This is a genomic window from Kitasatospora sp. NPDC098663 (assembly GCF_044760075.1).
In the GTDB taxonomy this organism is placed as follows: domain Bacteria; phylum Actinomycetota; class Actinomycetes; order Streptomycetales; family Streptomycetaceae; genus Kitasatospora.
On sequence record NZ_JBIWAP010000005.1, the window covers coordinates 1 to 25,977 of the forward strand.

Consider the following 25,977-nt stretch of genomic DNA (forward strand, 5'->3'; position numbering starts at 1 on the left):
GGCGCCCCCGAAGAATGCCTGGACTGCGCCTGCGGCCTCTACCTCGACAGCCCGGCGACCTGACCCCTCCACGAACTTGCGCGGAGCAGCACTAGTGACCACGGCGTGAGCCCTGTTCGGTGGCCGTCACCCAGCGGGGGTGGCGGCCATCGGCGGCGCAAAGGGCCGCTGCCGCACGGACCGGCTGTCCGTCCGGTCCCGGCGCCGTTCTTGCCCGTCGCTCGGAGGGCGCCGCAGTGGCCGTCGAGGGGGAAGCAGGTTTCCGTGGCCCCCGCGTGGCCCCTCACGCCGATGGCACCGGCCCCCGCGGCGGGGGCCGGTGCCATGGTCCGGGTGGTGCGCTCGGGCACCGTCAGGGTGGGACGTGGATCCAGGGTGTCAGCCCTGGCGCGCGCCCGTGACCTTCCCCGTGAGGAGGGGGCCGTCCAGCCACTGGTCCTCCTTGAGGATGTACACCTGCATCCGCAGGGACTTCTCGGACCCGGTCAGCGCGTTGGGGAGCGTGGGCACGGACACTTCGGTGCTCGTCCCGCCCTTGGGGACGGACGCCCAGAGGGAGGGGCTGTTCGCGGACAGGGGCCGCTCCGGGTCGGCTTGTTCACCGAGTTTGGAGAGCCATTCCTTGTCGACGTCCTTCGTGGACAGCTCCGTGCCCTCGCTCACCGGCTGGAAGTCGAACCGCGTCTCGATGGTGGTGTCGGCGGGCTCCGAGAGCTCCACCTTCCAGGTGAGCTTCTGGCCCTTGGTGACCGAGTCGGCGACCGGGGTCACGGTGACCGTGGGCATGGGGACGTCGTTCTCGACGAGCACGCCCCCGAAGGCGCTGCCGACCGCCGTGCCGCTCACCGCCTTGGCCGCAACCTCGTGGCGGAGGTCGTGGTTGTAGCGGGTGCTGCCCTTGACCGTGATCGACACGCCTACGGAGCCGCCGGCCTTCACCGTTTCGGTGTGGACGGTGGACTCGTGGGTCTCCGGGTCGCGGACGGCGAGCTTGATCACGCCGGTGCCCTCGCCGGCGACCTGGACGGGCACGTTGTAGGTGCGGGTGCCGGAGCCGCCCTTCTTGACCGTCAGCTTGCCGATGTCGACACGCGGGAGCGCGACGGGGCTCACCGCCGGGGTGCCGGGGCGCCAGCCCCAGGCGTCCATCAGCCAGAGCTCGCCGGAGCTGTTGCGCGGGATGAGCTCCAGCGACTGCGCCTGCTTCAGGTCGACACCGGCGCTGACGGCGGCCTTCAGCGGGACGCGGACCTCACGCGCCCAGTGCGCGGCCGTCGAGTTGGAGCCGGGAAGGCCGTCGACGGTGACCTGGCCGAGCTTCACCCGCTTGCCGGAGGTGTCGGTGAGGGCGACGTCGAGTCGGGTGCCCCGGGTGTTCGGCGGCACCATCACCCGCAGGGCGAGCGCGTCGGAGCCCGCCAGTGAGAAGGAGTGCTCCGGCGTCAGGCGGACCGGGGTGCCCGGCTTGGTCCAGCGGGCCGTGACCGCGTTGCGGCCCGGCTCACTGGTGGTGTCCGCCCAGGACGCGAAGTGCGGCGACCTACCGGGACCGGAGTCCGTCCTACAGGCCTGGGTGGTGTTCGTCGTGATCTGCTGGCACACGCGCCCGTTCGTCACCGAGAGCGGGTCGTCGGGCCGGATCGCCGGGGTGCGGTTGCCGCCGACGGCGTGGGTCAGCACCCGGACGGGGCCGGCCGAGGGCGCGCTCCGGTCGGAGCCGTCGAGCAGCGGGCGGACCCGGTCGTCGCCCGCGAGGAAGAGCCGCGCGGCCGCGGCGATGTAGGTGGCGCCCGCCGTCTGCTGCTGCTGGGCACTCAGCCGGGTCTCGGCCTGTGGCGAGCAGACCGGGTCCGGGTTGTTCCTGTCGTCCCAGAAGTCGTCGGCGGCCGGGGCCTCGGCCTGGCCGGGCGTCCACTCCGTGTTGAAGAAGTTGTGGTTGGCGCCGACCATGTACACCGCGCTGTGCAGCGCCGTGCCCTGGCCGATGCCCCGGGTGCCGTCGAGGTAGATCTGGCCCTGAAGATCGCTCACATCGCCGTCGCAGCCCGGCAGGATGGCCATGGAGGGCACGTCGGGCGCGGGGTTCTGGCCGAAGCTGGTGGAGCCGATCAGGACGGTGCCGCGGATCCGCCAGTCCACCGGCCCCCGGTAGCCGTCCTCGGCGGGCGGCGGCGGGGAGACGCTGTCGAGAGCCGCCAGGTTGACGCCCTCGCCGCCCCGGGAGTGGCCGACCAGGAGTACCTTCGAGAGGTCTGCGGGCTCCGTCGCGCGCACGGCCTCGGGGGCCTTCGCGGGGTTCGCACCCCACTCCGCCCAGCGGGCGAGGTGCTGGCGCACCAGGGACGAACGGGCTTGCGCCCCGAAGTCGGCCGCGCGGCCGTCCTGCGCGTTGACACCGTTCGCGGAGATGGAAACCGTCACATAGCCCTGGGATGCCAGGCGCTCCTGGTCGTACAGAAAGCCGCGGTAGCTCGGGACCTCCTTCTTGTCCGGCTTGCACGGCCACTCCATGCCCGCGCTGTTCTTGCCGGGCTCGTAGCAGGTGGCATTGCGGCCGTGGAGGAAGAGCGCCAGCGGTCGCTTCCCCGGCGCGTCCGTCGGGCCGACGACCGTGGCGCGCATCTCCACGGGCTCGGCGTAGCCCGGCAGCCTCACCGACTCCAGGGTGTACTCGCCGCTGATGGTGTGGAACGCACCGGCGACACCGGGGTCGACCGGGTTGGCGGGGAACAGGTCCTGGGGCGCCGCCACGGCCGACGAGCGCAGGTGACCAGGTGCCTCGTCGGCCCTTGCGGCGTCCAGCCGCCGCGAACCGGCGACCACCTGGAGTTCGCTCACCGGTCCGACCCTCGCCCCGTCGAGGGGGAGCCGGAAGGTGCGTTGGTCGGGGGAAGGCTTCGGGACGCCGAGGGTCCGCTCCCCCGAGCGGAACTTGACCAGGGCGCCGCCCATGCCCACGGGCTCGGGCGAGCTCCAGATCAGCTCCCCGCCCTCGACCCGCCACCCCTCCGGCAGCCGCTCCCCGGAGGCGCCCGGCGGCGCGCCGGGTATGGACTCGGTAACCGGTTGCGCGTGCGCCGGCCCTGGCGCAGCCGCAGCCAGCGCTACGGCTGCCAGGGCAGCCGCCAGTGCGCGTGAGAGCTGTCTCACGATGATGTCTCCTCGTCGTTGGTCGCGTGGCTCTGTCCACGAGAACGGGCGAATCGAAATGTTCACGACTGCGAAATGTTCACGACTGATGGACAAAGCCGTCCAGGGCAGTCGTCGTCCACGCTCCCCGCCTCCGCGCGTGTCCCGACCCCGCAGCTCAGGGGCGCTGATGCAGCTGCGCCGACTCCGCCGGGGTGCCGTTCACGGTGACGGAGGAGACCTGGAAGCCCTTGAGGTCCGGGAAGAGGCGGTCCAGCGACCGCAGGGCCCGGGCGGTGGCGGTCGTGTCTCCCGTCAACAGGTCGGGCCGCGCCGGGTCGTAGGCGATCCGGACGTCGTGGTCCGCCCCGTCGTAGCCGGCGTTGCCGTCGTCGGGGAAGTACGGGTCCCCGATCCCGACCGCTCCCGCGGGGACGGCGGTCAGGGCGACGCCGAGGACGGTGGCGGCCGCCACCAGGGGGGCGGCCTTGCGGTCGGCGGCGGGGACGGTTGACAGCAGCAGGGCGGCCCCGATGACGCGGGCCGTGAGGGACACCAGGCGGCGGGAGGGCATGACGCGGGAGCCTTTCGGAGGCTGGGCCGGGGCACTCCCCCGGCGGGTTCCACCACCCTGGTCCGTCGATGTCAGGAACTTGTCGAGAGGCTGTCAGGAACCGGTGGGAGTGCCTCCGGAGGCACATGTCGTGGTCGTCGAGGACGATCCCGAGCAGGCCGACCTGGCCCGCCTGTGCCTGGAGCGGGAAGGGCACCGCGTGGTCGTCGTCCACGACGGCCGGGCCGCGCTGGAGCAGGCCCGGCGCGGCCCGGCGGACCTCCTGGTCCTCGACGTGATGATGCCCGTCATGGACGGGCTCGACGTCTGCCGCGCCCTGCGTGCCGAATCCGCCCTGCCGGTGAAGAGCACGGCGGTGACCAGCCGCAGGAGCGCGTCGTCGTCGGGGAAGACCTGGACGACGTCGGTGCGGCGTTTGATCTCGCGGTTGATCCGTTCCAGCGGGTTGGTGGGCAGGGGCGGACCAACGGGCAGACACCGCCGCAGGAACCGCCGGCACGCGTCACTCCCCAGGCGTCGCGCTCAGGCCGGGTTCGGCCGGCCGGGGGTGAGGGCACCCGCCAAGGCGAGGGCAGGGCGCGGGCCCCGCCCGGGTGAGCCGTCAACTGTCCGGCGGACAAGGCCCATCGGCTTCTGGGACAGGATCGGGATACTTCCCGCACCTGCCTGTGAACGACCCTCGCCTACGGTGATCACACCCGGTGAACCTCACCGGCCGAACGACATCGGGAGACCTCATGCGCACGCGCCGCCTCGCCCTCACCGCCGCCGCCGTCGCGGCGCTCGCCGCCACCGCGACGGCCTGCGGGCCGGACAACAGCGCCACGGGCTCCACCGCCGCCAGCCCCGCGGCCACCGCCGCCGCGCCCACCGGGGCCGCGACCGCTGGGGCCGCACCCACCGGGGCCGTGCCGACGAAGGCCGCCGACGCGCCCACGACGCCCTCCGCGCCGAAGTCGTCCTCCACACCGAAGTCGCCCGGCGCGCCCTCCGCCCCCGCCGCCGACAAGAGCGGCTACGGCCAGGCCTGCGGCGCCAACGACCTCGCCCTCAGCGCGAAGGCCGAATCCCAGGCCGGCGGCTACCTCCTGATCACGGCCAAGGCCAAGCCGGGCATCACCTGCACGCTCCCCGGCACCCACCCCACCATCGCGTTCGGCTCGCGCGGCATCGAGGCCGCCAACGCTGAGCAGTCCACCGGCGAGCCGATCACCCTGAGCGGCGCCAAGGTCGCGTACGCGGGCATCATGACGAAGACCACCAACACCAACCAGGCGATCCAGTTCACCGACGTCATCGTGGGCATCGGCAACGCCGACCCCGACCCCGCCAGCATCGCCGTCGGCACCACGCCGGTCGACAAGCCGATCGTCACCAACTGGCACACCGTCGCGAAGGACGCCGTCCCCGGCCTCTGACGACCGTTCACCGACGGGGCGCCGCGCGGCGACCACCGTACGGGCCCGCGCTGTTCAGCTCAGGAAGTCGACGCGGTCTATGAGGCCTCCGCGCACCCGGTAGGCGACCAGGACGCGGACCGGCTCGTCGGCCAGGCCGTGGGCGACTTCGTGGTCGACCACCCAGTCGCCTTCGCTGAGCCGCCCCACGATCTCCGCCCGGCAGCGGCCCTTGGCGAACTGTCCGGCGTACCTGTCACGCAGCGCCTGCCGGCCCTGCAGCCGGCTGCCGTCGGCCCGGTGGATCGTGACGTCCTCGGCATAGGTGGCGACGAAGGCGTCGATGTCGTGGCTGTTGTAGGCGGCGAGCTGCTGCTCGACCACGTCGCGCGGTTCGGTCATGTGATTGATCGTTCCTTCCTCGGTGCACGGGTTACGTGTTACGTGTGACGGGTTTCGGCCGGGTTCAGGCGGGTTCAGGCCGCGAGGCGGCGGGTGGCGAGTTCGGCGTAGAGCGCGGCCCCGTCGGGGAGCACCGCGTCGTCGAACTCCGCGTAGGGCGAGTGGTTGACCGGCAGGTCGTCGGGGTCGGTGCCCTTCGGGGCGGCGCCGAGCCACACGAGCGATCCCGGCACCGCGTCCAGGACCCGGGAGAAGTCCTCCGATCCGGTCATCGGGTTCGGCATCGACCGGAAGCGCTCCTCGCCGAAGACCTCCCGGACGGTGTCCGCCAGGAAGTCGGTCTCGGCCCCGTCGGTCACCGTCACCGGGTACTGGGGAAGGTACTCGACCTCGGCCCGCAGGCCGTGGGCGGCCGCGATGGCCCTGACCAGCTCCACCGTGGTGTCGGCGGCCCTGGACTGCGCCTCGGCGGAGAAGGTGCGCACGGTCGCCTCGAAGTAGGCGGTCTCGGGGATGATGTTGCGCTGGGTACCGGCCTGGATCAGCCCGACGGTGACCACCACCGGATCGAACACGTCGAAGCGGCGGGTCACCATGGTCTGCAGGGCGGTGACCATCTCGCAGGCCGCCGGGATGGGGTCCTTGGCCCGGTGCGGTACCGAGCCGTGGCCGCCCACGCCGTGGACGGTCACGTTCAGCGCGGTGGAAGCGGCCATGATCGGCCCGCGCCGGGAGCCGAACTCCCCGTGCCGCATGACCGACGACACGTGCAGGGCGTAGGCGGCGACCGGGCGCGTTCCTGCCGCGTCGAGCACGCCCTCGGCCAGCATGGCTCCGGCTCCGTCCCACCCCTCCTCGCCCGGCTGGAACATGAAGACCACGTCGCCGTGGAGCTGCTCCCGCCGTGCGGCCAGCAGGTGTGCGGCACCCGCGAGCATGGTGGTGTGCAGGTCGTGTCCGCAGGCGTGCATGGCCCCGTTGTCGGCGGCGAACGGCAGCGGGGCCTTCTCGGCGACCGGCAGGCCGTCCATGTCGCCGCGCAGCAGCACCGCCGGCCCCGGTCGGCCGCCGCGCAGCACCGCGGTGACCGAACTCAGCGCGGAGCCCTGGCTCACCTCCAGCGGCAGTCCGTCCAGGGCCCGCAGCACCCGCTCCTGGGTGCGCGGGAGGTCCAGGCCCAACTCGGGGAACCGGTGCAGGTCGTGGCGCAGCCGGACCAGGTCCGGGGCCAGAGCGAGAGCGTCGTCGTGCAGGGACACGGGCACCTCCGTCGATCCCGCGCGTGGCGGGAACTTGTCGGGAACTTGTGCAGAGCGATCTTGTTCCGTGATTCTGGATCTCGCGGCGGGATCTGCCCGCGATTTCGCAGGATCACGCCACCAGGAGGCCCTTCGATGAACGAATCCACCGGCAGCCGACGGTGACCGGCGCCGAGGTGACCGACACCGAGACAACCGACGCCGAGACGACCGGCGCCGAGGTGGCGGTGGACGAGCTGGACCTCGCCCTGGTGAACGCGCTGCAGCTGCGGCCCCGCGCGCCCTGGTCGCTGCTCGGCCAGACGCTCGGGATCAGCCCGGTCACCGCCGCCCGCCGCTGGCACCGGCTCTCGCAGGCCGGGATCGCCTGGGTGACCGCCTACGGTCTGCCGCACCCCGAGGACCGCGGGTGCGTCGCCTACCTCGACCTCGACTGCGCTCCCGGCCGACTCCGGCAGATCGCCGACGAACTGGCCGAGGACCCGCACGTGATGAGCATCGAACACGTCGCCCAGGGCTGCGACCTCGCCGTCACCGTGGCCTTCGCCGACCTGGCGACGGTCTCCCGGTACACCGCCGAACGGCTCGGCCGACTCCCCGGGGTCAACGCCGTCCGCGTCCACCTGGCGACCGGCTTCTACGCCGAGGGGATCCGCTGGCGACTGGACTCACTGGACCCCGCCCAGCGCGTGGAACTGCACGACGATCACCCGGCCGGCCACGGGCCGCCGTCCGGCGTACGAGCCGAAGTCCGCGAAGAAGAACGGGAGTTGCTCATCAGGCTGGGCGTCGACGGCCGCCTCGGCCAAGCGGAACTGGCCGCCGCCACCGGGCTCAGCCCGTCCACGCTGCGCCGACGCCTCGACCGGCTGGCATCCTCCGACGCGATCCGCTTCCGCTGCGAGATCGCCGCCCGCGACGCCGGCCGCCCGGTCCTGGCGACCTTCCGGGCCGACCTTCCCCCGGACCGGCTCGACGAGGTCGGCCCCCAGCTCGCCAGACTCCCCGAGGTCCGGTTGTGCGTGTCCGTCACCGGCCCGCACAACCTCCTGCTCTCCGTCTGGCAGCGCTCCCTCGCCGACGTCCAGCGGCTGGAGGCCGTCCTCGCCCGCAGGTTCCCCGACCTGAGGGTGGCCGAGCGTCGCGTGTCGCTGCGCACCGTGAAGCGGATGGGCCGGATCCTCGACCCGGACGGACGCGCCGTCCGCGCCGTTCCGCTGGACATCTGGCGGGACCCGATCCCGGTCTCCTGACGGCCGTTCAGGTCGGCCCCTGCTTCAACGCGCCGTCTCCAGGAGCCGCGGGCCGCCTCGCACGGGCCCGGCGGCCCGCCCGTGTGTTCCGGCCATTTCCGGGCGTAGGCGCCCGTACCGGTCGCCCCGGCGGGCAGGATGGCCGACGGTCCGCGCCACTGCCCGGCCGGGCCCCGCAGACCGATCGGAAGGCAGGGACCAGCCATGCCCGAGAGCGCACGGCGATGCACCGTGGCGGCGACCCTCTGCGCCGCACTCATCGGCGCAGTCGGCCTCCTCGCACCATCCGCCCAGGCCCAGGCCCAGGCCCCGGCGACCGTGTCGTCGACGGCGGACCGGCCCCGGGACACCACCACGCCCCCGGGCACCGAGGGGCAGTCCACCACGGTCACCCGTCCCGACGGCACCCAGGCGCGGTTCGCGGTCTTCGCGACCGACGACGGCACCGGCGGGACCATCTGGTACCAGACGCAGTCGTCCTCCGGTGGCCCGTTCGGCGCCTGGAGCCAGGTCAACGGCATGAGCCTCAGCTACCGGAACCAGGTGCTCACCGCCGTCGCGGACGCCGACGGCGCGCTGGAGGTGTTCACCATCGGGTACCAGTCGTCGGTCCTGGTCCGGATGCACCAGGCGGGCCCGGACGGGCCGTGGTCGGCGCCCGAGCCCTTCGGCCCCACCGGGGGGCTGGTGCCGAGGTTCTTCGGGGTGCCGGTGGCCTTCCAGCGGGCGAACGGCGCGCCGGCCTTCTTCCAGGTCTACCAGGGCGCGGCCAGCCCGCAGTTGTACGTCAACGAGCAGAGCACCCCCGGCGTCTGGGGCTCCTGGACCAACCTGGGCACCGGTCCGCTGCCGGAGGCGGTGGCCACCCCCTCCACCGTCAGCGAGTCGGCCGACGGGAGGCTGACGGTGGTCGCGCACATGTGGAACGGCCCCTCGTTGTCCGCCGAGATCTCCGAGCAGACCCCGGGCGGCGCCTGGGGCCCCTGGCGCGACTGCCGCAACGGCGGCTGCGCCGGAGGCTGACCGTCGGGGGGTGGCCGCCGGCGGCCACCCCCGGAAGCCCCACGTGGCGGCCGGGAGGCCGAGCACACCCCCTGACAGCGCCACCCCACGCCGACCTGCCCGACGGCCTCGACCACCCCCGGGCCCGAGCCGCCCGAGGCGCTGACGCAGACTGGGAGACGGACCACACCCGACCGACCGGAGGACGACACTCATGGCCGACCGGCCCCTGACGCTGATGGCAGTGCACGCCCACCCCGACGACGAGGCCACCTCGACCGGCGGCGTCCTCGCCCGCTACGCCGCCGAGGGCATCCGCACCGTCCTCGTCACCTGTACCGACGGCGCCTGCGGCGACGGCCCCGGCGGCGCCAAGCCGGGCGAGGAGGGCCACGACCCCGCCGCCGTCGCCGAACTGCGCCGCCAGGAACTCGAAGCCAGCTGCCGGATCCTCGGGGTCGACCACCTCGAACTGCTCGGCTACGGCGACTCCGGGATGATGGGCTGGCCCGCCAACGACGCCCCGGGATCGTTCTGGAGCACCCCCGTCGCCGACGGCGCCGCCCAGCTCGCCGACCTGATGCTCCGCTACCGGCCCGACGTCGTCGTGACCTACGACGAGAACGGCTTCTACGGCCACCCCGACCACATCCAGGCCAACCGCATCACCATGGCCGCCCTCACCCAGGCCGCCCTGACGCCCAAGGTGTACTGGACCACGGCGCCGCACTCGATGATGCAGCGCTTCGGCGAGCTCATGCGCGAGTTCGGCGCCGACGGGGGCGACGGAGCCGACGGGGACAACCCGGAGCCCACCGGGGAGGCCGTGGAGCTGCCCCCGATCGGGCTGCCCGACGAGGAGATCACCACCTGGGTGGACGCCACCGCCTTCGGCGGGCAGAAGTACGACGCGCTGCTCGCGCACGCCAGCCAGGGCGAGAACATCTTCTTCCTGAAGATGGGTCGGGAGCGGTTCACCGAGCTGATGGGCGTGGAGACGTTCGTCCGGGTCCTCGACACCACCGGCGCGGCGCTGCCCGAGAAGGACCTGTTCACCGGCCTGCGCTGAGCCCCAGGGTGAGCCGCAGGGCAGGCCCGGGGCCTCGGACTGAACGATGCAGGCCACGCCCGGAAGGGCGTGGCCGCTTCCGCTCGGGGGCAGTCGACGAGGGACCGGACCTGGACCGGAACCCCGGCCGCCGGTACCCGTGCCCGCTCCGCTGACCGGAGCGGGCACGGGCCACCACGATCAGCGGGTGGTGTAGCCGCCGTTGGCGAACACGGCCCGCCCGTTGATCCACCAGCCGTCGGTCCAGCCGTCGGCGAGCAGGAACTTCACGAGCGGGGCGATGTCCTCGATCCCGGTGAGCATCCCGTTCTGGCGGACGGCCTGCGGTAGGCGACGGAGTCGTCGGTCTCGGCCGGGTAGAAGAACGAGGTGTCCATCGGGCCGGGGGCGACGTTGCCGCCGTCACCACGCTGTTCGACGGACTCGCCGCCGCGGCCGGGCAGGGCGGGTAGCCGTATTCGCCGGCCTGCTTGGTGCCCGTCCGCCGACGGCACCGCTTTCTCCTCCCCGGACCGGAAAGGAACCACGCCATGACCGCCCCGCACGCCTTTCCCCTGAAACCCACCCCGATCCACGTGCCCGACGAGGAACTCGACGACCTGCGCACCCGTCTCGCGCTGACCCGTCCCCCGCTGGACGAAGGGAACGAGGACTGGTCCTACGGCGTCCCGGACAGTTACCTCCGTGAACTGGTCGCCTACTGGCGGGACGGCTACGACTGGCGCAAGGCCGAGGCCGCCATCAACGTCCACGAGCACTACCGGGTGAGCGTCGCTGGCGTCCCGGTGCACTTCATGCGCAAGCCCGGCCGCGGCCCCCGCCCGATCCCGTTGATCCTCACCCACGGCTGGCCGTGGACGTTCTGGCACTGGTCGAAGGTGATCGACCCGCTCGCCGACCCGGCCGCGTTCGGCGGCGACCCCGCCGACGCGTTCGACGTCATCGTGCCGTCCCTGCCCGGCTTCGGCTTCCCCGGCCCGCTCACCGGCTTTCCGGACGTCAACTTCTGGAAGGTCTCCGACCTCTGGCACACCCTGATGACCGAGACCCTGGGATACGGGAAGTACGCCGCCGGGGGCTGCGACATCGGCGGGATCGTCTCCAGCCAGCTCGGCCACAAGTACGCCGACGAGCTGTACGGCATCCACATCGGCTCCGGGCTGCCGCTCGACTTCTTCACCGGACCCCGCGCCTGGGACTTCGCCCGGAACCGGCCCCTCACCGACGACCAGCCCGCCGACGTCCGCGCCCGCACCATCGAGCTGGACCACCGCTCGGCGTCCCACCTCGCCGTGCACACGCTCGACGGCGCCACCCTGGCCCACGGGCTGAGCGACTCGCCCGCCGGGCTGCTCGCCTGGCTGCTGGAGCGCTGGAACGCCTGGAGCGACAACGGCGGAGACGTCGAATCCGTCTTCACCAAGGACGACCTGCTCACCCACGCCACGATCTACTGGGTGAACAACTCCATCGCCACGTCGATGCGTTACTACGCCAACGCCAACCGCTACCCCTGGACCCCCGCCCACGACCGCACCCCGGTCGTGCAGGCCCCGGTCGGCCTCACCCTCGTCACGTACGAGAACCCGCCCGGCATCCACACCGCCGACGAACGCGTCCGGGCGTTCAGGACCGGCCCGCAGGCCGCGTGGTTCAACCACGTCAACGTCAACGCCCACGACCACGGAGGCCACTTCATCCCCTGGGAGAATCCCCACGCCTGGGTCAGCGACCTGCGCCGCACCTTCCACGACCGCAGGCCCTGAACAACCCTGCCGGCTCGCCCGGCGACAGGCCGGACGAACGCTGCCCGGCGGGGGCGTGCGCGGGGCCGGCGGCGGGATCAGGGTGCTGGAAGACGGACGGAACCGTGTCCGCCACGCCCCCCCACACCCTCGTGCTGCGCCACGACGGCACGCCTCGCCGACGTCCTCAAGAACGGGTGAGGAGTTCGGTGAGGTCCGCCAGCGCGGCGTCCCACCCGTGGGCCAGCACCACGCCGGCGGGGTTCAGCACCACCTCGTCGACTCCGGCCGTCCCGTAGGCGGCGAGCTCGGTCGCCAGCTGGTCCGGCGAGCCGTAGAGGAAGACACCGGACTCGACGAGTTCGCGGGCGCCGGCCACCGGGTCGCGGGTGTCCAGGTGCAGGCCCGCGCGGCGGAGCATGTCGGCGTAGTGCGGCGCGCCCAGGTGCCGGCCGGCGCCGTGCTGGGCCAGCACCATCGGGTGGCGGCCCGGCCGGGCGACGGCGGCGTGCACCACGGTCACCACTCTCGGCGGGGCCGCCGCCCGGCCCGTCGTCGCCGCGCCTTCGGCCAGGGCGGGGACGAGGACCTCGGCCACGTACCGGGGCGGGGTCATCCAGGTGATCGCGACGTCCGCGACCCGCCCGGCCGCGCGGGCCATGGCGGGTCGCAGGACGCCCGCGCCCAGCTCGACCGCCGGCGGGTGCCCCCCGTGCGGGAGTCGGAGCCCGGGCGCGGCGGGGCCGGGGCCCGGGGCGGGCGGCCCGGCCGACCGGCCGTCCAACAGCGTGCGGACGGCGCCGACGTAGTCCGCCACGGCCTCGGCCGGCCGGGCGTAGGGGGCGCCCAGCAGGCCGCCGACGAGCGAGGGTTCGCCCGCGCCGTAGCCGATCACCGGCCGGTGTCCGGTGAGCACGGCCAGGGACTGGGCCTGGGCGGCCGCCTCGAAGGGGTGCCGCAGGGCCGTCAGCGTGACCGAGAGCCCGACCGGGATCCGCTGCCCCGTACCGGCCAGCCAGGCCAGCGCCTGGTGGCTCTCCACCGCCAGGGACTGCCCGAGCCAGAGCCGGTCGGCCGCGCCGGCGCCCACCAGCGAGGCCAGCGCCGTCAGCGCGGTGAGGTCGGCCCGGTCGCGGAGGGCGTGCGGGAAGAGGACGGAGATCCGCATGCCGCTCAGCCGTTCCGCGAGGGGTCGGTGGGGTCGGTGGCCGCGTCGCGCAGCGATCGGGCGACGGAGGCGGCGAGCGCCGGTCCGCCTGATCCGGCCGGGCCGTCCGGGGCGGCCGCGTGTCGCAGTACTCCTTCGGCCACCGCCGCCGCCCGGTGCTGGCCGAAGCTCCGGCCGCGCCACCCGGCCCTGGTGTCGCCGGGCTCGTCGGCGGTGGCGATGCCCGGCCCCAACGGGTGGGCGAAGACCGAGGTCCGCGTTCCGAGGCCGGGCAGGTCGCGCAGGGCCGCCGCCAAGGCCGTCAACTCGTCGGCGTGGGACCGGGGGAGGTAGAGCACGACCGCGTCGCGACGCGGGTACGACCAGGGCCGGGAGAGGATCTTGGCCCGGTACCGCAGCGAGCGGGCGGCCAGCTCCCGGAGCAGCGCCGCCCAGAGCGCGGGCGCGGCGGTGAAGTCCTCGACGTGCAGGTAGAGCCGCCGCAGCGACTCGCCCTCGTGCGGCCCGCCGTGCGGCCCGTCCACCAGCAGGAAGCCGGGCGACAGCGTGGGGCGGACGGCGGGCAGCTCGACGGTCACGGACGTGTCCGCCGGTCGCGGGCCGTCGCTCCGGACGGCGGTGGCCGGGACGCGGACCGTCACGCCGCCCAGCTCGACCGTGAACTCCGTGGCGGCGCCCCCGGTTCCGGTCCCGCACTCAGCTCCGGCCCCGGCTGCGGCCCCGGCCTCGGTCCCGGTCCCGGTCCCGGTCGGGACGGCGGCGCGCAGGTGGGCGGGGGCGAGCGTGTCCGCGTGCGGTGTCGCCGAGATCAGCTGCCGCTCGAACTCCACGTCACGGCGGGGCAGTCGGGTGGCGGTGCCGGATCGGTCGAGGCGCGACCGGTCGAGGCCGGCGTGCCACTGCTCGTAGAGCGCCGTGCCCAGGGCGATCCGCAGGCCGCGCGGTGAGTCGGCGCTGATGCGGTGGCCGTCCACCGTGACGGCCTGCGGGTACTCGGTGAGATCGATGCCGGTGAGTGCGGCCGCGAGCTGTTCGGACACGTGCGTCATGACGCCACCAGCCCGATCGCCTCGATGAACCGGTCCGGGGCGAGCAGTGCCCCGCGTCCCACACCGGCGATGCCGCGCTGAACCGCGCTCAGGGTGGGCCGGACGCCGGCGGTGGCCATGGTGCGGTCGAAGAGGTGCCAGCCGGCGTACCCGACCACCCGCTCCGCGAGTTCGGGATCGAGCCGGTCGGTTTGCTGCCGGTAGCCCTGCCAGAAGGCGCCGATCACCGGGAGGACGGCGGCCAGTTCGCGCTCTCCGCTGCGCATGAGGGCGCCGTGGGCGTCGGCGGGTCGGCCGCCGTCAGTGAGGTCGGGGCCGGGGCCGGGGCCGGTCACGTCAACCTCGGCGTCGACCTCGTCGGTGTCGACGCCGGTGAACATCCGGCTCGCCGCGCGGTACAGCCACTGCCCGACGAAGCCGCCGAGGTCGATCGCCGGGTCGGCGAGCTGGAACTCCTCCCAGTCGGTCAGCTGGAGCGTGCCGTCGCAGAGCAGGAACTGGTCCAGCCGCAGGTCGCCGTGGACCGGGAGGTGGTCGGCGGCGGCCGAGCGGGCGTCCAACTCGCGCAGGGCGCCGTGCAGTCGGCGGTCCTGCTGGAGCAGGCCCCACAGGGCCAGTTCGGCGCCGCTGCTCGCGGTGTACTTGGCCACGGTCAGCGCGGCCAGCCGGTGGCCGGTGCGCGTGCTGGGGCGGGGCTTCGGTCGGACGTCGGCCGTCGGGAAGCCGTGCAGCTCGGCGAGCGCCCGGCCGGCCCGCCGGGCGAGTCCGGTGTCGAAGCCGTCCTCGTCGGCGAGGGTGTTCCCGGTGACGGCGTCCGCCAGCAGGTCGAAGACCAGCACCAACCGCTTCCGGTCGCCGCCGAGCAGCGCCGGAGACTCCCAGGAGAGTGCGCCGGCCCCGGTCCGGGCCGACTCGAAGGCGCAGGAGCGGTCGTAGCGGTCGGTTCCGTCGGGGGCCTGGCCGTCGAGTCGTTTGATGAAGACGCCGGTGCCGTCCGTGGTGCGTCCCGCCCACGAGTCGTTGCGGCCGAGATGACTCACCAGGCTGTCCGGGTCCAGCGGGGCGAAACCCAACGCGGCCAGTGCCACCGGCACTTCGGGCGCGTACTCGAAGATGCCCGGGGTGCGGCCGGGGCCGGCCCGGTCGGCTGCCGGCGTGGCCGGTGGGGTCGAGACTGTCGCTGCCATGGCGGCCACGCTAGGGATCCCGGCCGACGGTCGCCACGGGCAGGATCGTGTCATGCCAGGGCGGGCAAGGGGCAGGATGCCCCCACTTTCCTGCTACTGGGCACCGGCATCGAACGCCTGATCTGCTGGGGGCGGTCGAGGAACCCGCTCCTCGCCCGAAATCCGAAGCCGAATCCGGGCCCGATCCGAGCTCGAATCCGACGAGTCGAGAGGATGACCATGAGCTCTGCTGACCTGATGGGCGGCTACGCCGCCTACACCACCCCGAACGCGGCGATCGAGGAGCTCGCCAGCACCGGCATCACGGCCGAGTTGGAGTTCACCCCGGTCCTCACGGTCACCCCGTGGACCGAGGCGATCTCCCTGGTGGTGGTCTCCATCGCCACCCAGCTGTGATCCGCTCGCAGACCTGATTCCCCCTCCATCTCAAGGGAGTTCGACATGAGTACTGCTGACCTGATGGGCGGCTACGCCGCCTACACCACGCCGAACGCCGCGATCGCGGAGCTCGCCAGCACCGGCGTCGCCGGCGTCCCGGCGGAGCTGGAGGTCACCCCGACCGTCTCGCTCGTCGTCCTCTCGCTCGTCACGATCACCATCATCGGCTGACGGACCCGTCGAGCGTCACGTCGTCCGGGCCTCGCGGCGCGCTGCGGGCGGGGCCCGGCCGGCGGCCGGAGCGGTGCACCCAGCCGGCGACGCCGACCCGCGAGGAGCACTGCAACCGCCGCATCGTCTCGCGGAGGTGGTTGACCACCGTCCACTCCGAGATGCCCAGGCGGCGCGCGATCTGATGGTTGCTCAGTCCGTCGGCCACCAGCAGCGAGACCTCCAGTTGCCGACTGGTCAGTTGCCGCCTCGGCGGTGCTTCGGCGGAGTCCGGCTCGGCGGAGTCCGGCTCGGCGGAGTGCGGCTCGGCGAGGGGGAGGACGAGGGAGAGGGAGCAGAGCAGGTCCAGGAGCGCGGTGTCCGCGCCGGTCGCCAGCGCGTGGGCGAACTCGTCCTCGGCGAGGCGGCGGCGGATGCCGGGCAGCAGCCGGGCGGTGGCCAGGTCGGGATCCGCGGGGTCGCCGGGGATGCCGGCTCGCCCCGGATGGAAGCTGCCCAGCAGCCGGGCGGCGTCGGCCGCCCGCGCCGGTGCGGGGCGCAGCGGACTCGCGACCAGGCCGACCAGCGCGCCGAGCGTGGCGACCGCGCCGAGTGGGCGCAGGTGGGCCAGCCCCTCGACGTAGTGGGCGCGGGACGCGGACGGATCGCCCCCGGCGGCGGCGAGCAGGCCCAGGTGCAGCAGGGCCGTGCCGACCAGCAGCACGTCCCCCCGGCGCCGGGCCGCGGTCAGCACCCGGCCCGCCAGTGCGCCACCGGGCCCGGTCCGACCGAGCCGGAACCCGACCAGGGCGGCCTCCAACTCGACGCGCAGGGCCGCCGGTTCGTCACCGGCCGCACGGAGGAGCGCTGCTGCCCCGGTGAGGGCGGCGAGGGTACGCTCGGGGTCCCGGTCGCATCCGGTCAGACCCCGCAGCCGTAGGAGTCGGGCCGCCGTGGAGGGTTCATCGGGCGCGGTCCGGGATCGGTCCGGCCGGGATGAGGCCGCCTCGGCTTCGTCCAGCAGGGAACTCGCCAACTCGTGGTCGCCGTCGAGCAGTCGGGCCTCGGCGCGGATCAGCGCGAGCCGGACCCGCGCTCGCCCGCCGGTGATGCCGGTGGGATCGGCGGGATCGGTGGGACTGGTGGCGCCGAGCGGCACGGCGGGCCGGTCGGCCCAGTCCGGGCCGAGGCCTGCGACTCGGGCGTGGGCGAGCAACTGCTCCATCAGGTCGAGGGCCTCGGCGGTGAACCCGAACCGGGTCAGTGTGCCGACCGCCAGCCGGAGGTTGGCCTCCTCGACGCGCAGGGCGAGCAGGGCCGTCGGCTGGTCACCGGCGGCCAGCCGACGGGCGGCCCCGGCGGCGAGCCGGGCGTAGTAGCGCGCATGGCGGAGCATGAGGACGACGAGTGGGCCGCCGGCGGGCCGGACCTCGGGCAGGTCGCCGAACGGCACGTACAGTCGCGTCTCGGCCGCACCGTCCAGTCGGCCGGACGGCCGGTCCTCCAGCGTCAGCGACTGCCGATCGAGCAGGGCCCCCAACGCCGCCGGGAAGGCGCTCGGCGCGATCCCGGACACCGCCCGGAGCGCCTCGGGCCCGAATCCGCCGGCGAACAGGGGTGTGCAGGACATCAGCCGCGCCGCGTCGGCGCCGAGCGGGCCGCATCGCCCTGATGGTCGCCCCACCTCTCGCCCCACCTCTCGCCCCCGCGACCATCCCGGCGACCGGTCCGCCGACGGAACGGGCAGCGGGACGGGCGGCGGGCCAGCCGGCTCGACATAGGCGGCCACCAGGCGGCCTCCCCCCGCCCCGCCGAGTGCGGCCAGCACGGTGCCGACGCCCTCCAGCGCCGCCACCCGGGCCGCGAGCACCAACGCCCCTGGCAGGCCCCGGAGTTCCACGCAGATCCGGCCCACGGTCTGCTGGTTCCGGGAGGTCACCGTGAAGCCCGGACTCCAGGCCCGCCGGGCGGCCGTGAAGACCTGTACCGCGGGAGTGCGGCAGAAGGCGTCCAGGTCGGTCGGCGACCAGTCCACCGGAACGGCCAGCGGGTCCACCCGGTACGCCACGCCGCCGCCGGCGGGCGGCAGCCGACCGGTGGCGAGCAGCTTCACCCCACGCGGGGCGCACCGGGCCAGCAGCGCCAGGTAGTCGTCCGGCTCGACCTGATCGACCGTCAGCAGCTCGGCTGGTCCCGGGGTTCCGGCCGCCCCGCCCGCCGCCCGGTACTGCTCGGCGACCGCGAACGCCAGCCGGGTCTTGCCGCTGCCCGGCAGGCCGTGCAGCAGCACGCCGGGTACGGCGGGGTCGGCGAGCAGCCGCAGCAGTTCGGCCGTCTCACGTGCTCGCCCGAACAGTTCACCCGTGAAGGCCCGGTGGTCCGCGGGCTCCTGCCGGGGGACGCCGGACTCGAACAAGATGGTCATGGACGGCTCCAGGGCCGGCTCCGCCCGCCTACACGGCGCGGGCGCGCCGGCGGGATCGTCCGTACTGATCCTGGACGGCGGCGGCGGCCGGCGGTATCCCAGACTTCTGGGACGCCGCCGGTCCGGCATCGCCGGTTCAGCGTCGCCGGTTCGGCATCGGTGCGTGGCCGACCGTCGGGACGGCGAGCGCAGACCGCCACCCGGGGCCGTCACGGAGCCGTCACGGAGCCGTCCACCGCCGGGCTCGCACGGCGGCCCCGTTCCGCGGGCTCAACCCCTCGTCCGGGCCGGCCCGCCGTCCGGTTCCGGACTCACCGCAGTCCCCGGTGCCGGCGGTGGTGGCCCGCGTGGTGGTGGTGGTGCCGGTTGCGCCGTCGCCACCGCCGTCGACCGACTCCCGCCGCCGAGGCTCCGGCCGCCGACGCTCCGGTGGACCGGGACGAGTCGGCGAAGGCGTCGTCCGACTCCCGGCCGGAGTCCTTCGATCCCGCGGGCAGCACGTCGATCCGGCCCATCTGGCCGTGCGAGGAGTGCACCATGTGGTGGCAGTGGTAGACGTACTCGCCCGGATATTCGCCCCAGGTCATGGCGATCCGGACGCTCTCCCCCGGGTGGACCGTGACGGTGTCCTTCAGTCCGGCCTCGGCCGGGCCGACCGGCACCCCGTCACGGTCCAGCACGCGGAACTGCACCAGGTGGGTGTGGAAGGAGTGGGGGGCGTGGAAGACCCCGGCCGGCGGGCGGGTGAGGTGGTTGCGGATCGTCCAGATCTCGCTGCTGCCGACGGTGGTCCGCACGTCGGTCCGCTTCGGGTCGTACTTGCGCCCGTTGATCCTGGCGTCCGGGAAGGTCGTCAGCGCGAACTCCCGGTGCACCGTCGCCTTCGGGATCGGCGGCAGGGTGGCCAGGACGTCCGGGATCCGGCTCCGGTCCTCGGCCGTCCGGGTGATGTCGAAGCGCAGCACCTCGGTCCGCTCGCTCTCCAGCGCGGCCGTGTTCTCCAGCACCACCGATCCGCCGACCGGGTAGCGGGCGAAGTCGACCACGATCTCGGCGCGCTCCGCACCGGTCAGGGTCAGCTCGTGCAGCGTCACCGGCGCGGCGAGCAGTCCGCCGTCGGAGGCGATCTGGGTGAACGGCTGGCCGTCGGCGAGGCGCAGCGACACATGGCGGTTGGGCGAGACGTTGAAGACCCGCAGCCGGTACTTGCGCGCGGCCACCTGGAAGTAGGGCCGTTCCTTGCCGTTGACCAGCATGTGCGGGCACGCGTACGGGTCGGTGTAGACCAGCCTGCCGTCGGTCTCGATCCGGGCGTCCCGGATCAGCAGCGGGATGTCGAACTCGCCGTTCGGCAGCGGCAGGCCGCTCTCGTGCGGGTCGCTGAGCAGGTAGGCGCCGGCCAGGCCGCGGTAGACGTTCTCGGCCTCCAGCTCGTGCGCGTGGTCGTGGTACCAGAGCGAGGCGGCTACCTGCGAGTTGGGGTAGCGGTACTCGCGGGTCTCGCCGGGCTTGACGAGGTCCATCGGCAGGCCGTCGTAGCGCGAGTGCACATGGCCGCCGTGCAGGTGGACGGAGGTGTGCACGCGCAGGTCGTTGGTCTGCTGGACCACCACCTCCCGGCCCCTGACCGCCCGGATGGTCGGACCGGGGAAGCAGCCGCCGAAGGTCCGGACGGTGGTCAGCAGCCCCTTGACGATCTCCGCCTGGGTATCGGCCATCCGCAGCCGGTACAGGTCCGAGGAGTCCGTCCGCGACACCGGGCTCAGCACGGGGGGCACCGGCATGGCGTGCTCGAAGGGGGTGATCCGGGCGGCCGACCGCTTGGCCTCCGACCTGGGCGGCGCGGCTTGCGCGGCCGGAGCGGCCGGCAACGCCAGGGACGAGACCCGGGCCCCGCCCGGTGCGCGGTCCCAGGGGAAGAGGACCGCCGGGCCGCCTATCGCGGCGGCTTTCAAAAGGTCTCGTCGGTTCAGCATTCCCGGTCTTTCCGTCCAGGGCCGGGCGGTCGGTACGCCGCCGGGCCAGTGGTCGCCGGTCGTGGTTTCCGGCGGCCCTGCTCGGTGGCCGCCGCGCGCACGACGGCGCGGGCCGGGCGTGTCGGACCGTAGCGCCGACGCGACGTTCCGTCACTGCCCGTTGGCTCAGTATCGGCGAGCTTCTCGCGCTCCGCAGCGCGACCGCACCTGCCCGGACGCGGGGCCCGGGCCCCGGCCCCGGCCCCGGCCTCCTGAACGACGGACGCGGGGGCCGGGCACCTGGTGCCCGGCCCCCGCGTCCGTCGTTCAGGATTCGGGCGACGCCCAGGTGCCCAGGGACATCTCGGCGGTGATCCCCGGGCCGAACCCGGCCAGCAGCCCTTGGTGGCCTTCGAGGGCCGACTTCTCGTCGAACATCCGGGCCAGGGCGTCGAGCACGACCGCGCTGGCGATGTTGCCGTACTGGGTGAGGGTGGCCCGGCTGAAGCGGAACGCCTCGGGCGGCACCTCCAGGAAGCGGCTGAGGTCGTCCAGGATCCGTGGGCCGCCGGCGTGGACGATGTAGAAGTCCAGCGTGCCCACGTCCCACTGGTGCTGCTGCGCCACCGCGCGCAGGGCCGGGCTGAGCGGCTCCATCGTCCCCGGCACCCTCTTGTCCAGCTGGAAGTGGAATCCGGTGGGGCGGACCGCGTAGGAGATCCACTCCTCGGTGTTCGGGATGAGGTACGAGCCGTTGCGTTCCAACCGCATTCCGGTCCCGCCCTCGCCCCGGACCACGGCGGCGGCGATCCCGTCGCCGAACAGGCCGTTGGACAGCAGCGAGCCCACGCCCAGGTCCGTGGGCTGGTAGCACAGCGAGCAGAACTCACAGGCCACGATCAGCACGTTGGCGCCCGGGTAGGCCGAGCAGAAGTCATGGGCCCGGTTCACCGCCGCGCCGCCGGCCGCACACCCCAGTTGGGCGATCGGCAGCTGTCGGGTCTCCGGCCGGAAGCCCAGCCTGTTGATCAGCCACGCCGTGAGCGACGGCATCATGAAACCGGTGCACGACACATAGACGATCAAGTCGATCTGGGAGGCCTCCACTTGGGCCTGCTCGAGGGCCCTGACCACCACCGCCGGGACACGGTCCTTCGACTCCGCCGCGAAGACGGCGCTCCGTTCGTCCCACCCCGGGTGTTTCAGCACCACCTCGATGGGTTGGATCAGGTGCCGCTTGCGCACTCCGGTGTTCTTGATGAGACGCAGCGCCAGTTCGAGCTGTGGGTGGTCGGGGTGGAGCCTGCGCGCCAGCTCGATGGTCTCCTCGTTGGTGATGACGTGCTCGGGTACATCTATCGCCGGTTTGCACAGAACTGCCACGGCACTTCCTCCAGACGGGCGGTGTTCCCGGTGCGACCCTGGCGGGGCGGGATTTCACCACTCGACGGCAGCCGCTGCGAGCCGGACGCGCGGAGGGCGCGGGCGGCGGGACGCACCGGGCGGGACCCAACTCAGCGGCCGACGAGCCGACCGGGCGAGGATCGGATGATCGCGGTGCGGGCGGTCGTGCTGGCCGCAAGTTGGTTCAGGCCACCTAGCCCAATTTACGGAAGGCGGGCCCGTCCCGCACGTCGGCCCGCACACCCCGGGGTGTGCGGGCCGACGTGCGCGGTGCTTCCGGCACTCACCAGGTGACCGGCAGCGCCAGCGGATAGCGCCAGATGGACGTGGTGTTCCACGCCAGCTCCGCGGCCGGCTTGGCCAGCGCGATCCTGGGAAAGCGCTCCAGCAGGGTCCCGAGGGCGACTTCGAGTTCGGTGACGGCCAGCGGCGCGCCGAGGCAGTGGTGCGCGCCCCAGCCGAAGGTCATGTGGGAGGGGCTGGTCCGCTCCAGGTCCAGCTCGTCGGGCCGGTCGAACCGGCGGCCGTCCCGGTTGGCCGTCAGGTAGGAGACGTGCACGATGTCCCCCGCCGGGATCGTCACCCCGCTGAGCTCCACGTCCTCAAGGGCCACCCGGGGGATGCCGACGCCCTTGCGGAAGGGGATGAAGCGCAGCAGCTCCTGGAGCGTCCGGGAGAGCGTCTCGGGCCGCTCGCGCAGTGCGGCGAGCACGTCGGGGCGGCTGAGGATGGTGTACGAGAGGTTGCCGAGCTCGTACGTCGTGGTGTCCTGGCCCGTGATCAGCAGGACCATGGCCATCACGGTGAGTTCCTTCTCGTCGAGGACCTCGTCGCCGTCGCGGGCCGTGGCCAGCACGCTGATCAGGTCGTCGCCGGGGTTCCTGCGCCGTTCGGCGGTCAGCTCGGCGAAGTACGCCCGCAGGTCGGCCTTGGCGCGCACCGCGTTCGGCTTGTTGGCCAGGCTCACGTCCATCATCGTCCGGGCGTTGGCGCGCAACTGCGCGCTGTCGGCCTCGGGGATCTCCAGGACCTCGCAGATCGTGATCAGCGGGAGCGGGTGGGCCAGGTGCTCCATGAGGTCGGCCGGGGGGCCCTGGTCCCGCATGCGGTCCAGCAGCCCGTTCACGACGTGCTGGGTACGCTCCCTCATCCGCTCGATGTGGTCGGGGGTGAAGCCCTTGGACACCAGGCTGCGCAGGCGGGCGCTGGCGGGCGGGTCCATGACGTTGATCGCCTCGGCCTGGACGATGGGCTCGGGGGTCATGCGCGGGAAGTCCCGGCCGACGATGGCGTGGCGGCTGAACCGCCGGTCGGTGGTGACCGTGCGCACGTCGTCGTAGCCCGTGACGAGCCAGGCCTCCCCCTCGCCGTAGGGGAGGCGGATGCGGCTGACCGGTGCGTCGTTCATGAGCTGCCGGAGCGTCGGGTCGAACTCTAGGGTCTCGGCGAAGTCGAACGGGCAGTTCCGTGCGCTGGAGTCGGTGGACATGCGGACCTCCAGGTCTGGGCCGCGCGGGCCGGATGGGGGAGGCGGACGGAATGCACCGGTACCCGATCGGTCGGCCGCACACACCGGCGGACGGGCGAGAGCGCCGGTAATTCATCCGGTCCGATCAGCGGCTCGGCTCCACCCGCGCCGGGGCCTGCCACCGGTCGGTGACAGGCCCCGGCCCCGGGTGCCTCAGCCCTCCCCGATGGCCCGGTGCCCGTGCCGGAAGAGCGGGGCGCGGGTGTCGAAGGGCACGTCCTCGCGGGAGGCGGCGACGTCGGCGTCCGAGCAGGGGAGGTCGAACGGGAGCGTCGCGGTCATCGGGGCCCGGCCGAGCGCGGCGTCCAGCACGACCTCGTCCGCGGCGCCGAACTCGCCGATCAGCAGCGCCGCGTGCGGGGCGAGCGGGGTGAGCACGGCGGGCCGCTCCAGCTGAGCGGCGAACACCGTGGGCACGGTCGCGGCCAGCGCGGTGAGCCGGTCGACCTCGGCCGGCTCGAACTCCAGCGAGCCGCTGTGGAAGTGCTGCTCCAGCAGTCCTTCGCGCCGCTCGTACGGGGTGGCGAGGCGGATCACGGCCAGCTCGGCCCGCTCCGGGTCCTCGACCAGGGTGCCGTACCCGGCGGCGACGGCGGGGTCGATGCCCTCGACGTAGAGCCGGGTGGCGGTGCGCGGCTCGCCGGCCAGGTGGACCACCGAGCGGCGCTGGACCTCGCGGCCGAGCGCCCGGCCCTGCGGGGCGCCGACCAGGTCGGCGGCGGCCTCCGGATCGACGTACGGGTCGGCGAAGAGGCCGAGGCGGAACTTGTCGCGCAGGATGCGGCGGACCGACTCGTCGAGCCGGGCCTCGGTGACCGCGCCGGAGCGGACGGCGGCCAGGATCAGCTCCGGGTCCGTCTCGCCGCCGAGCTGGTCGGCGCCCGCGTCCAGGGTGAGCACGACCTGCTCGGCGACGGGCAGCTCCTCGACGCCCCAGTGCCGCGGGGGCAGCGTGACCACTCCGGGGACGTCCATGCCGGTGATGGCGTTGAAGTCGGTGCAGACCACGCCGTCGAAGCCGTAGCGCCCGCGCAGCAGGCCGGTGATGACGTCCCGGTTGAAGTTGGCGCCGACCTCGGCGAGGCCGCTGCCGGAGGGGATCGCGTAGGCGGGCATGATCTGCGCGGTGCCCGCGGCGAAGGCCGCCTCGAAGGGGCGCAGGTGGGTCTCGAACTCGCCACCGGGGTAGACCAGTCGGCGTCCGGCGGCGAAGTGCGAGTCCTCGCCGCCGGCCTGCGGGCCGCCGCCGGGGAAGTGCTTGGTCATGCAGGCGACGCTGTCCGGGCCGATCGGCCCGCCCTGGAGACCCTCGATGTAGGCGGTGATCATCCGCGAGGCGCGCTCCGGGTCCTCCCCGAAGGTGCCGCTGATCCGGGCCCAGCGGGGCTCGGTGGCGAGGTCGGCCATCGGGTGGATGGCCACCCGGATGCCGACGGCGCACAGCTCGCGGCGGATCAGGTCGGCGTAGCGGCGCACCAGGTCGGGGTCGTCGGTGGCGGCGAGGCCGATCGGCTCGGGGCCGGTGCTGAAGCCGCCGCCGGTGTGGGCGGTGGCCGGGTTGGCGGTGAAGCCGTGCCGGGGGTCGGAGGAGAGGGTGACGGGGATGCCCAGCCGGCCGGCCGCGGCGAGGTCCTGGACGTGGTTGTTCCACTCGGCCATCGCGCGCGGGTCGGGGACGGCCATCATGGCGAAGTGGGTGAGGCCGCGCTCGGTGATCAGGCGGGCGCCGGAGGGGAACGGGCCCTGGTCGCCGGGGAGCATCCGGCCGTGCAGCATCAGCGCGGCCTTCTCCTGCAAGGTCATCCGGGTGAGGAGGTCCTCGACCCGCTCCTCGACGGGCAGCCGCGGGTCCTCGTAGGGCTCCATGGTGCCGTTGTGGTTGAGGTCGCGGAAGGGCGTGCCGTCGGTGTGCCGCAGCAGGGTCAGCATGCCGTCACCTCGGCGGTGTTCGACGCGGCGGTGCGGGCGGCGGTACCGGCCTCGGCGCTGGCGGCGGTGCGGGCGGCGGTACCGGCCTCGGCGCTGGCGGCGGTGCGGGCGGCAGTGCGGGCGGCGGCCTTGGCGCGGAAGGCGTCCAGGGTCTCGGCGGGGACCCCGCAGGCGGTCAGGAAGCCCTCGGCGCCCCCGTGCTCGGCGCGGACCAGGCCGAGGAAGGTGCTCATCGCCCCGGCGGGCGCCTCCAGCAGCGGGGCGGGGACGACCAGCCGGCCGGCCTCGACCTCGTTGAGGGCGGCGCGGTTGCGGTCGGCGAGGCCGGCCCAGATCTGCTCGATCGCCTCGTTGGTGCGGGCGTAGTCGGCGACAATCTCCTCGGCGGGCACCCCGAGCAGCTCCAGCAGCAGCGCGGTGAGCAGCCCGGTGCGGTCCTTGCCGGCCGCGCAGTGCACCAGCACGCCGCCCGGGCGGACGGCTGCCTCGACGGCGGCGGCCAGCCGCTGCGGCGCGGACTCGGCCATCAGCAGGTAGAAGGCGCCGAGGTCCTCGGCGGTGGTCATGGCCCGCATGGCCTGCGCCAGTTCGTCGTTGGTCGGCTCGACCCGGGCGGGGACGACGGCGATGCCGGCGGCCTCGGCGGCGGCCCAGTCCTCGGGGCGGCTCTCGGACTCGCCGCGGAGGTCGACGACGGTGGTGATGCCGTGCTCGCGCAGCTGGGCGACGACGGCCTCGTCGGCGGCGGGGAAGGGCTGGGCGGAGCGGAACAGGGTGCCGGGACGGATCCACCGGCTCGCGGGGTCGGCGAGCGCTGCGGGGTCGCGGAAGTTGACCAGGGACATGCGGGGGCCTTTCAGGAAGTGCGAAGCAGGTGGTGAAGGTGCGCGGCGGGCCGCGCGAGGGGGGAGAAG

At 73.7% G+C, this 25,977-nt stretch carries 20 protein-coding genes and 3 pseudogenes; 8 read left to right on the plus strand and 15 right to left on the minus strand.

Annotation, left to right across the window (positions count from 1 at the left end; genetic code table 11):
• Positions 1–378: 378 nt before the first annotated feature.
• Positions 379–3,150 carry a hypothetical protein gene (locus tag ACIQVZ_RS06795; protein ID WP_402447721.1) on the minus strand — a complete coding sequence of 924 codons (2,772 nt, stop codon included), beginning with the start codon at positions 3,148–3,150 and terminating at the stop codon, positions 379–381.
• A 157-nt stretch (positions 3,151–3,307) separates the two neighbouring features.
• Positions 3,308–3,703, minus strand: a complete 396-nt coding sequence (locus ACIQVZ_RS06800) for a hypothetical protein (protein ID WP_402447723.1) — start codon at positions 3,701–3,703, stop codon at positions 3,308–3,310.
• On the opposite strand from ACIQVZ_RS06800, the pseudogene ACIQVZ_RS06805 reads away from it, so the two are divergent.
• Positions 3,702–4,019, plus strand: a pseudogene (locus tag ACIQVZ_RS06805) (response regulator); the annotation flags it as partial. The gene ACIQVZ_RS06800 and the pseudogene ACIQVZ_RS06805 overlap by 2 nt on opposite strands.
• A 29-nt stretch (positions 4,020–4,048) precedes the next feature.
• Here ACIQVZ_RS06805 and ACIQVZ_RS06810 read toward each other — a convergent pair.
• Positions 4,049–4,153 (minus strand): annotated as a pseudogene (locus ACIQVZ_RS06810) (transposase); the annotation flags it as partial.
• A gap of 287 nt (positions 4,154–4,440) precedes the next feature.
• Between ACIQVZ_RS06810 and ACIQVZ_RS06815 the strand changes: the two are divergent.
• Positions 4,441–5,121: a hypothetical protein gene (locus ACIQVZ_RS06815; protein ID WP_350876088.1), complete on the plus strand. Its 681-nt coding sequence runs from the start codon at positions 4,441–4,443 to the stop codon at positions 5,119–5,121.
• 54 nt (positions 5,122–5,175) lie between these two features.
• Here ACIQVZ_RS06815 and ACIQVZ_RS06820 read toward each other — a convergent pair whose 3' ends face one another.
• Entirely contained in the window at positions 5,176–5,502 is a 327-nt protein-coding gene (locus ACIQVZ_RS06820) for a nuclear transport factor 2 family protein (RefSeq protein ID WP_402447724.1), read from the minus strand.
• Positions 5,503–5,576: 74 nt separating this feature from the next.
• Positions 5,577–6,761, minus strand: coding sequence for a M20 family metallopeptidase (locus tag ACIQVZ_RS06825; protein WP_402447726.1), 1,185 nt, complete (start codon positions 6,759–6,761; stop codon positions 5,577–5,579).
• Positions 6,762–6,937: 176 nt separating this feature from the next.
• Between ACIQVZ_RS06825 and ACIQVZ_RS06830 the strand changes: the two genes are divergently transcribed.
• From ACIQVZ_RS06830 to ACIQVZ_RS06840, 3 genes are all read left to right on the plus strand, one after another.
• On the plus strand, positions 6,938–8,014 hold the full coding sequence (locus ACIQVZ_RS06830) for an Lrp/AsnC family transcriptional regulator (RefSeq protein WP_402447727.1): 1,077 nt from the start codon (positions 6,938–6,940) through the stop codon (positions 8,012–8,014).
• Positions 8,015–8,218: 204 nt separating this feature from the next.
• Complete coding sequence (locus ACIQVZ_RS06835) at positions 8,219–9,037, plus strand: hypothetical protein (protein ID WP_402447729.1); 819 nt, start codon at positions 8,219–8,221, stop codon at positions 9,035–9,037.
• A gap of 193 nt (positions 9,038–9,230) precedes the next feature.
• Positions 9,231–10,085, plus strand: a complete 855-nt coding sequence (locus ACIQVZ_RS06840) for a PIG-L family deacetylase (protein ID WP_402447731.1) — start codon at positions 9,231–9,233, stop codon at positions 10,083–10,085.
• Positions 10,086–10,265: 180 nt separating this feature from the next.
• On the opposite strand, the pseudogene ACIQVZ_RS06845 reads toward ACIQVZ_RS06840, so the two are convergent.
• Positions 10,266–10,480, minus strand: a pseudogene (locus ACIQVZ_RS06845) (short-chain dehydrogenase); the annotation flags it as partial.
• A 135-nt stretch (positions 10,481–10,615) separates the two neighbouring features.
• Here ACIQVZ_RS06845 and ACIQVZ_RS06850 point away from each other — a divergent pair.
• Entirely contained in the window at positions 10,616–11,851 is a 1,236-nt protein-coding gene (locus ACIQVZ_RS06850; RefSeq protein WP_402447732.1) for an epoxide hydrolase family protein, read from the plus strand.
• A 166-nt stretch (positions 11,852–12,017) separates the two neighbouring features.
• On the opposite strand, the gene ACIQVZ_RS06855 is transcribed toward ACIQVZ_RS06850, so the two are convergent.
• The 3 genes from ACIQVZ_RS06855 to lxmK are packed head-to-tail and all read right to left on the minus strand — an operon-like array spanning position 12,018 to position 15,234.
• Entirely contained in the window at positions 12,018–12,998 is a 981-nt protein-coding gene (locus ACIQVZ_RS06855; RefSeq protein WP_402447734.1) for an LLM class flavin-dependent oxidoreductase, read from the minus strand.
• A 5-nt stretch (positions 12,999–13,003) separates the two neighbouring features.
• Complete coding sequence (locus ACIQVZ_RS06860) at positions 13,004–14,047, minus strand: T3SS effector HopA1 family protein (protein ID WP_402447735.1); 1,044 nt, start codon at positions 14,045–14,047, stop codon at positions 13,004–13,006.
• Positions 14,044–15,234 (minus strand): class V lanthionine synthetase subunit LxmK, encoded by a 1,191-nt coding sequence (gene lxmK / locus ACIQVZ_RS06865; protein ID WP_402447737.1) that lies wholly within the window; start codon positions 15,232–15,234, stop codon positions 14,044–14,046. Before lxmK ends, ACIQVZ_RS06860 begins: the two co-directional genes overlap by 4 nt.
• Positions 15,235–15,453: 219 nt before the next feature.
• Between lxmK and ACIQVZ_RS06870 the strand changes: the two genes are divergently transcribed.
• Both ACIQVZ_RS06870 and ACIQVZ_RS06875 read left to right on the plus strand, forming a co-directional pair.
• Positions 15,454–15,630, plus strand: coding sequence for a hypothetical protein (locus ACIQVZ_RS06870; RefSeq protein WP_350876063.1), 177 nt, complete (start codon positions 15,454–15,456; stop codon positions 15,628–15,630).
• A 45-nt stretch (positions 15,631–15,675) separates the two neighbouring features.
• A complete protein-coding gene (locus ACIQVZ_RS06875) occupies positions 15,676–15,843 on the plus strand; it encodes a hypothetical protein (protein WP_350876060.1) in 168 nt (55 codons plus the stop codon).
• On the opposite strand, the gene ACIQVZ_RS06880 is transcribed toward ACIQVZ_RS06875, so the two are convergent.
• The 6 genes from ACIQVZ_RS06880 to ACIQVZ_RS06905 all read right to left on the minus strand — a co-directional run bounded on the left by ACIQVZ_RS06880 (position 15,833) and on the right by ACIQVZ_RS06905 (position 25,908).
• Positions 15,833–18,247, minus strand: a complete 2,415-nt coding sequence (locus ACIQVZ_RS06880) for a LuxR C-terminal-related transcriptional regulator (protein ID WP_402447739.1) — start codon at positions 18,245–18,247, stop codon at positions 15,833–15,835. The two genes, ACIQVZ_RS06875 and ACIQVZ_RS06880, sit on opposite strands and share 11 nt — an antisense overlap.
• Before the next feature lie 311 nt (positions 18,248–18,558).
• Positions 18,559–20,223, minus strand: coding sequence for a multicopper oxidase family protein (locus tag ACIQVZ_RS06885; protein ID WP_402447741.1), 1,665 nt, complete (start codon positions 20,221–20,223; stop codon positions 18,559–18,561).
• 306 nt (positions 20,224–20,529) lie between these two features.
• Positions 20,530–21,585 carry a type III polyketide synthase gene (locus ACIQVZ_RS06890; RefSeq protein WP_350876054.1) on the minus strand — a complete coding sequence of 352 codons (1,056 nt, stop codon included), beginning with the start codon at positions 21,583–21,585 and terminating at the stop codon, positions 20,530–20,532.
• A gap of 304 nt (positions 21,586–21,889) precedes the next feature.
• Positions 21,890–23,095, minus strand: a complete 1,206-nt coding sequence (locus ACIQVZ_RS06895) for a cytochrome P450 (protein WP_350876052.1) — start codon at positions 23,093–23,095, stop codon at positions 21,890–21,892.
• A 192-nt stretch (positions 23,096–23,287) separates the two neighbouring features.
• Complete coding sequence (locus ACIQVZ_RS06900; protein ID WP_402447743.1) at positions 23,288–25,063, minus strand: glycoside hydrolase family 3 protein; 1,776 nt, start codon at positions 25,061–25,063, stop codon at positions 23,288–23,290.
• On the minus strand, positions 25,057–25,908 hold the full coding sequence (locus ACIQVZ_RS06905) for a tyrosine-protein phosphatase (protein ID WP_402447745.1): 852 nt from the start codon (positions 25,906–25,908) through the stop codon (positions 25,057–25,059). Before ACIQVZ_RS06905 ends, ACIQVZ_RS06900 begins: the two co-directional genes overlap by 7 nt.
• Positions 25,909–25,977 lie beyond the last annotated feature (69 nt).

Bases quoted from the DNA above. Each gene is read 5' to 3' on its own strand.
- ACIQVZ_RS06800 (WP_402447723.1), bottom strand. From the start codon at position 3,703: ATGCCCTCCCGCCGCCTGGTGTCCCTCACGGCCCGCGTCATCGGGGCC.
- ACIQVZ_RS06815 (WP_350876088.1), top strand. From the start codon at position 4,441: ATGCGCACGCGCCGCCTCGCCCTCACCGCCGCCGCCGTCGCGGCGCTC.
- ACIQVZ_RS06820 (WP_402447724.1), bottom strand. From the start codon at position 5,502: ATGACCGAACCGCGCGACGTGGTCGAGCAGCAGCTCGCCGCCTACAAC.
- ACIQVZ_RS06835 (WP_402447729.1), top strand. From the start codon at position 8,219: ATGCCCGAGAGCGCACGGCGATGCACCGTGGCGGCGACCCTCTGCGCC.
- ACIQVZ_RS06840 (WP_402447731.1), top strand. From the start codon at position 9,231: ATGGCCGACCGGCCCCTGACGCTGATGGCAGTGCACGCCCACCCCGAC.
- ACIQVZ_RS06850 (WP_402447732.1), top strand. From the start codon at position 10,616: ATGACCGCCCCGCACGCCTTTCCCCTGAAACCCACCCCGATCCACGTG.
- ACIQVZ_RS06855 (WP_402447734.1), bottom strand. From the start codon at position 12,998: ATGCGGATCTCCGTCCTCTTCCCGCACGCCCTCCGCGACCGGGCCGAC.
- ACIQVZ_RS06860 (WP_402447735.1), bottom strand. From the start codon at position 14,047: ATGACGCACGTGTCCGAACAGCTCGCGGCCGCACTCACCGGCATCGAT.
- lxmK (WP_402447737.1), bottom strand. From the start codon at position 15,234: ATGGCAGCGACAGTCTCGACCCCACCGGCCACGCCGGCAGCCGACCGG.
- ACIQVZ_RS06870 (WP_350876063.1), top strand. From the start codon at position 15,454: ATGAGCTCTGCTGACCTGATGGGCGGCTACGCCGCCTACACCACCCCG.
- ACIQVZ_RS06875 (WP_350876060.1), top strand. From the start codon at position 15,676: ATGAGTACTGCTGACCTGATGGGCGGCTACGCCGCCTACACCACGCCG.
- ACIQVZ_RS06880 (WP_402447739.1), bottom strand. From the start codon at position 18,247: ATGACCATCTTGTTCGAGTCCGGCGTCCCCCGGCAGGAGCCCGCGGAC.
- ACIQVZ_RS06885 (WP_402447741.1), bottom strand. From the start codon at position 20,223: ATGCTGAACCGACGAGACCTTTTGAAAGCCGCCGCGATAGGCGGCCCG.
- ACIQVZ_RS06895 (WP_350876052.1), bottom strand. From the start codon at position 23,095: ATGTCCACCGACTCCAGCGCACGGAACTGCCCGTTCGACTTCGCCGAG.
- ACIQVZ_RS06900 (WP_402447743.1), bottom strand. From the start codon at position 25,063: ATGCTGACCCTGCTGCGGCACACCGACGGCACGCCCTTCCGCGACCTC.
- ACIQVZ_RS06905 (WP_402447745.1), bottom strand. From the start codon at position 25,908: ATGTCCCTGGTCAACTTCCGCGACCCCGCAGCGCTCGCCGACCCCGCG.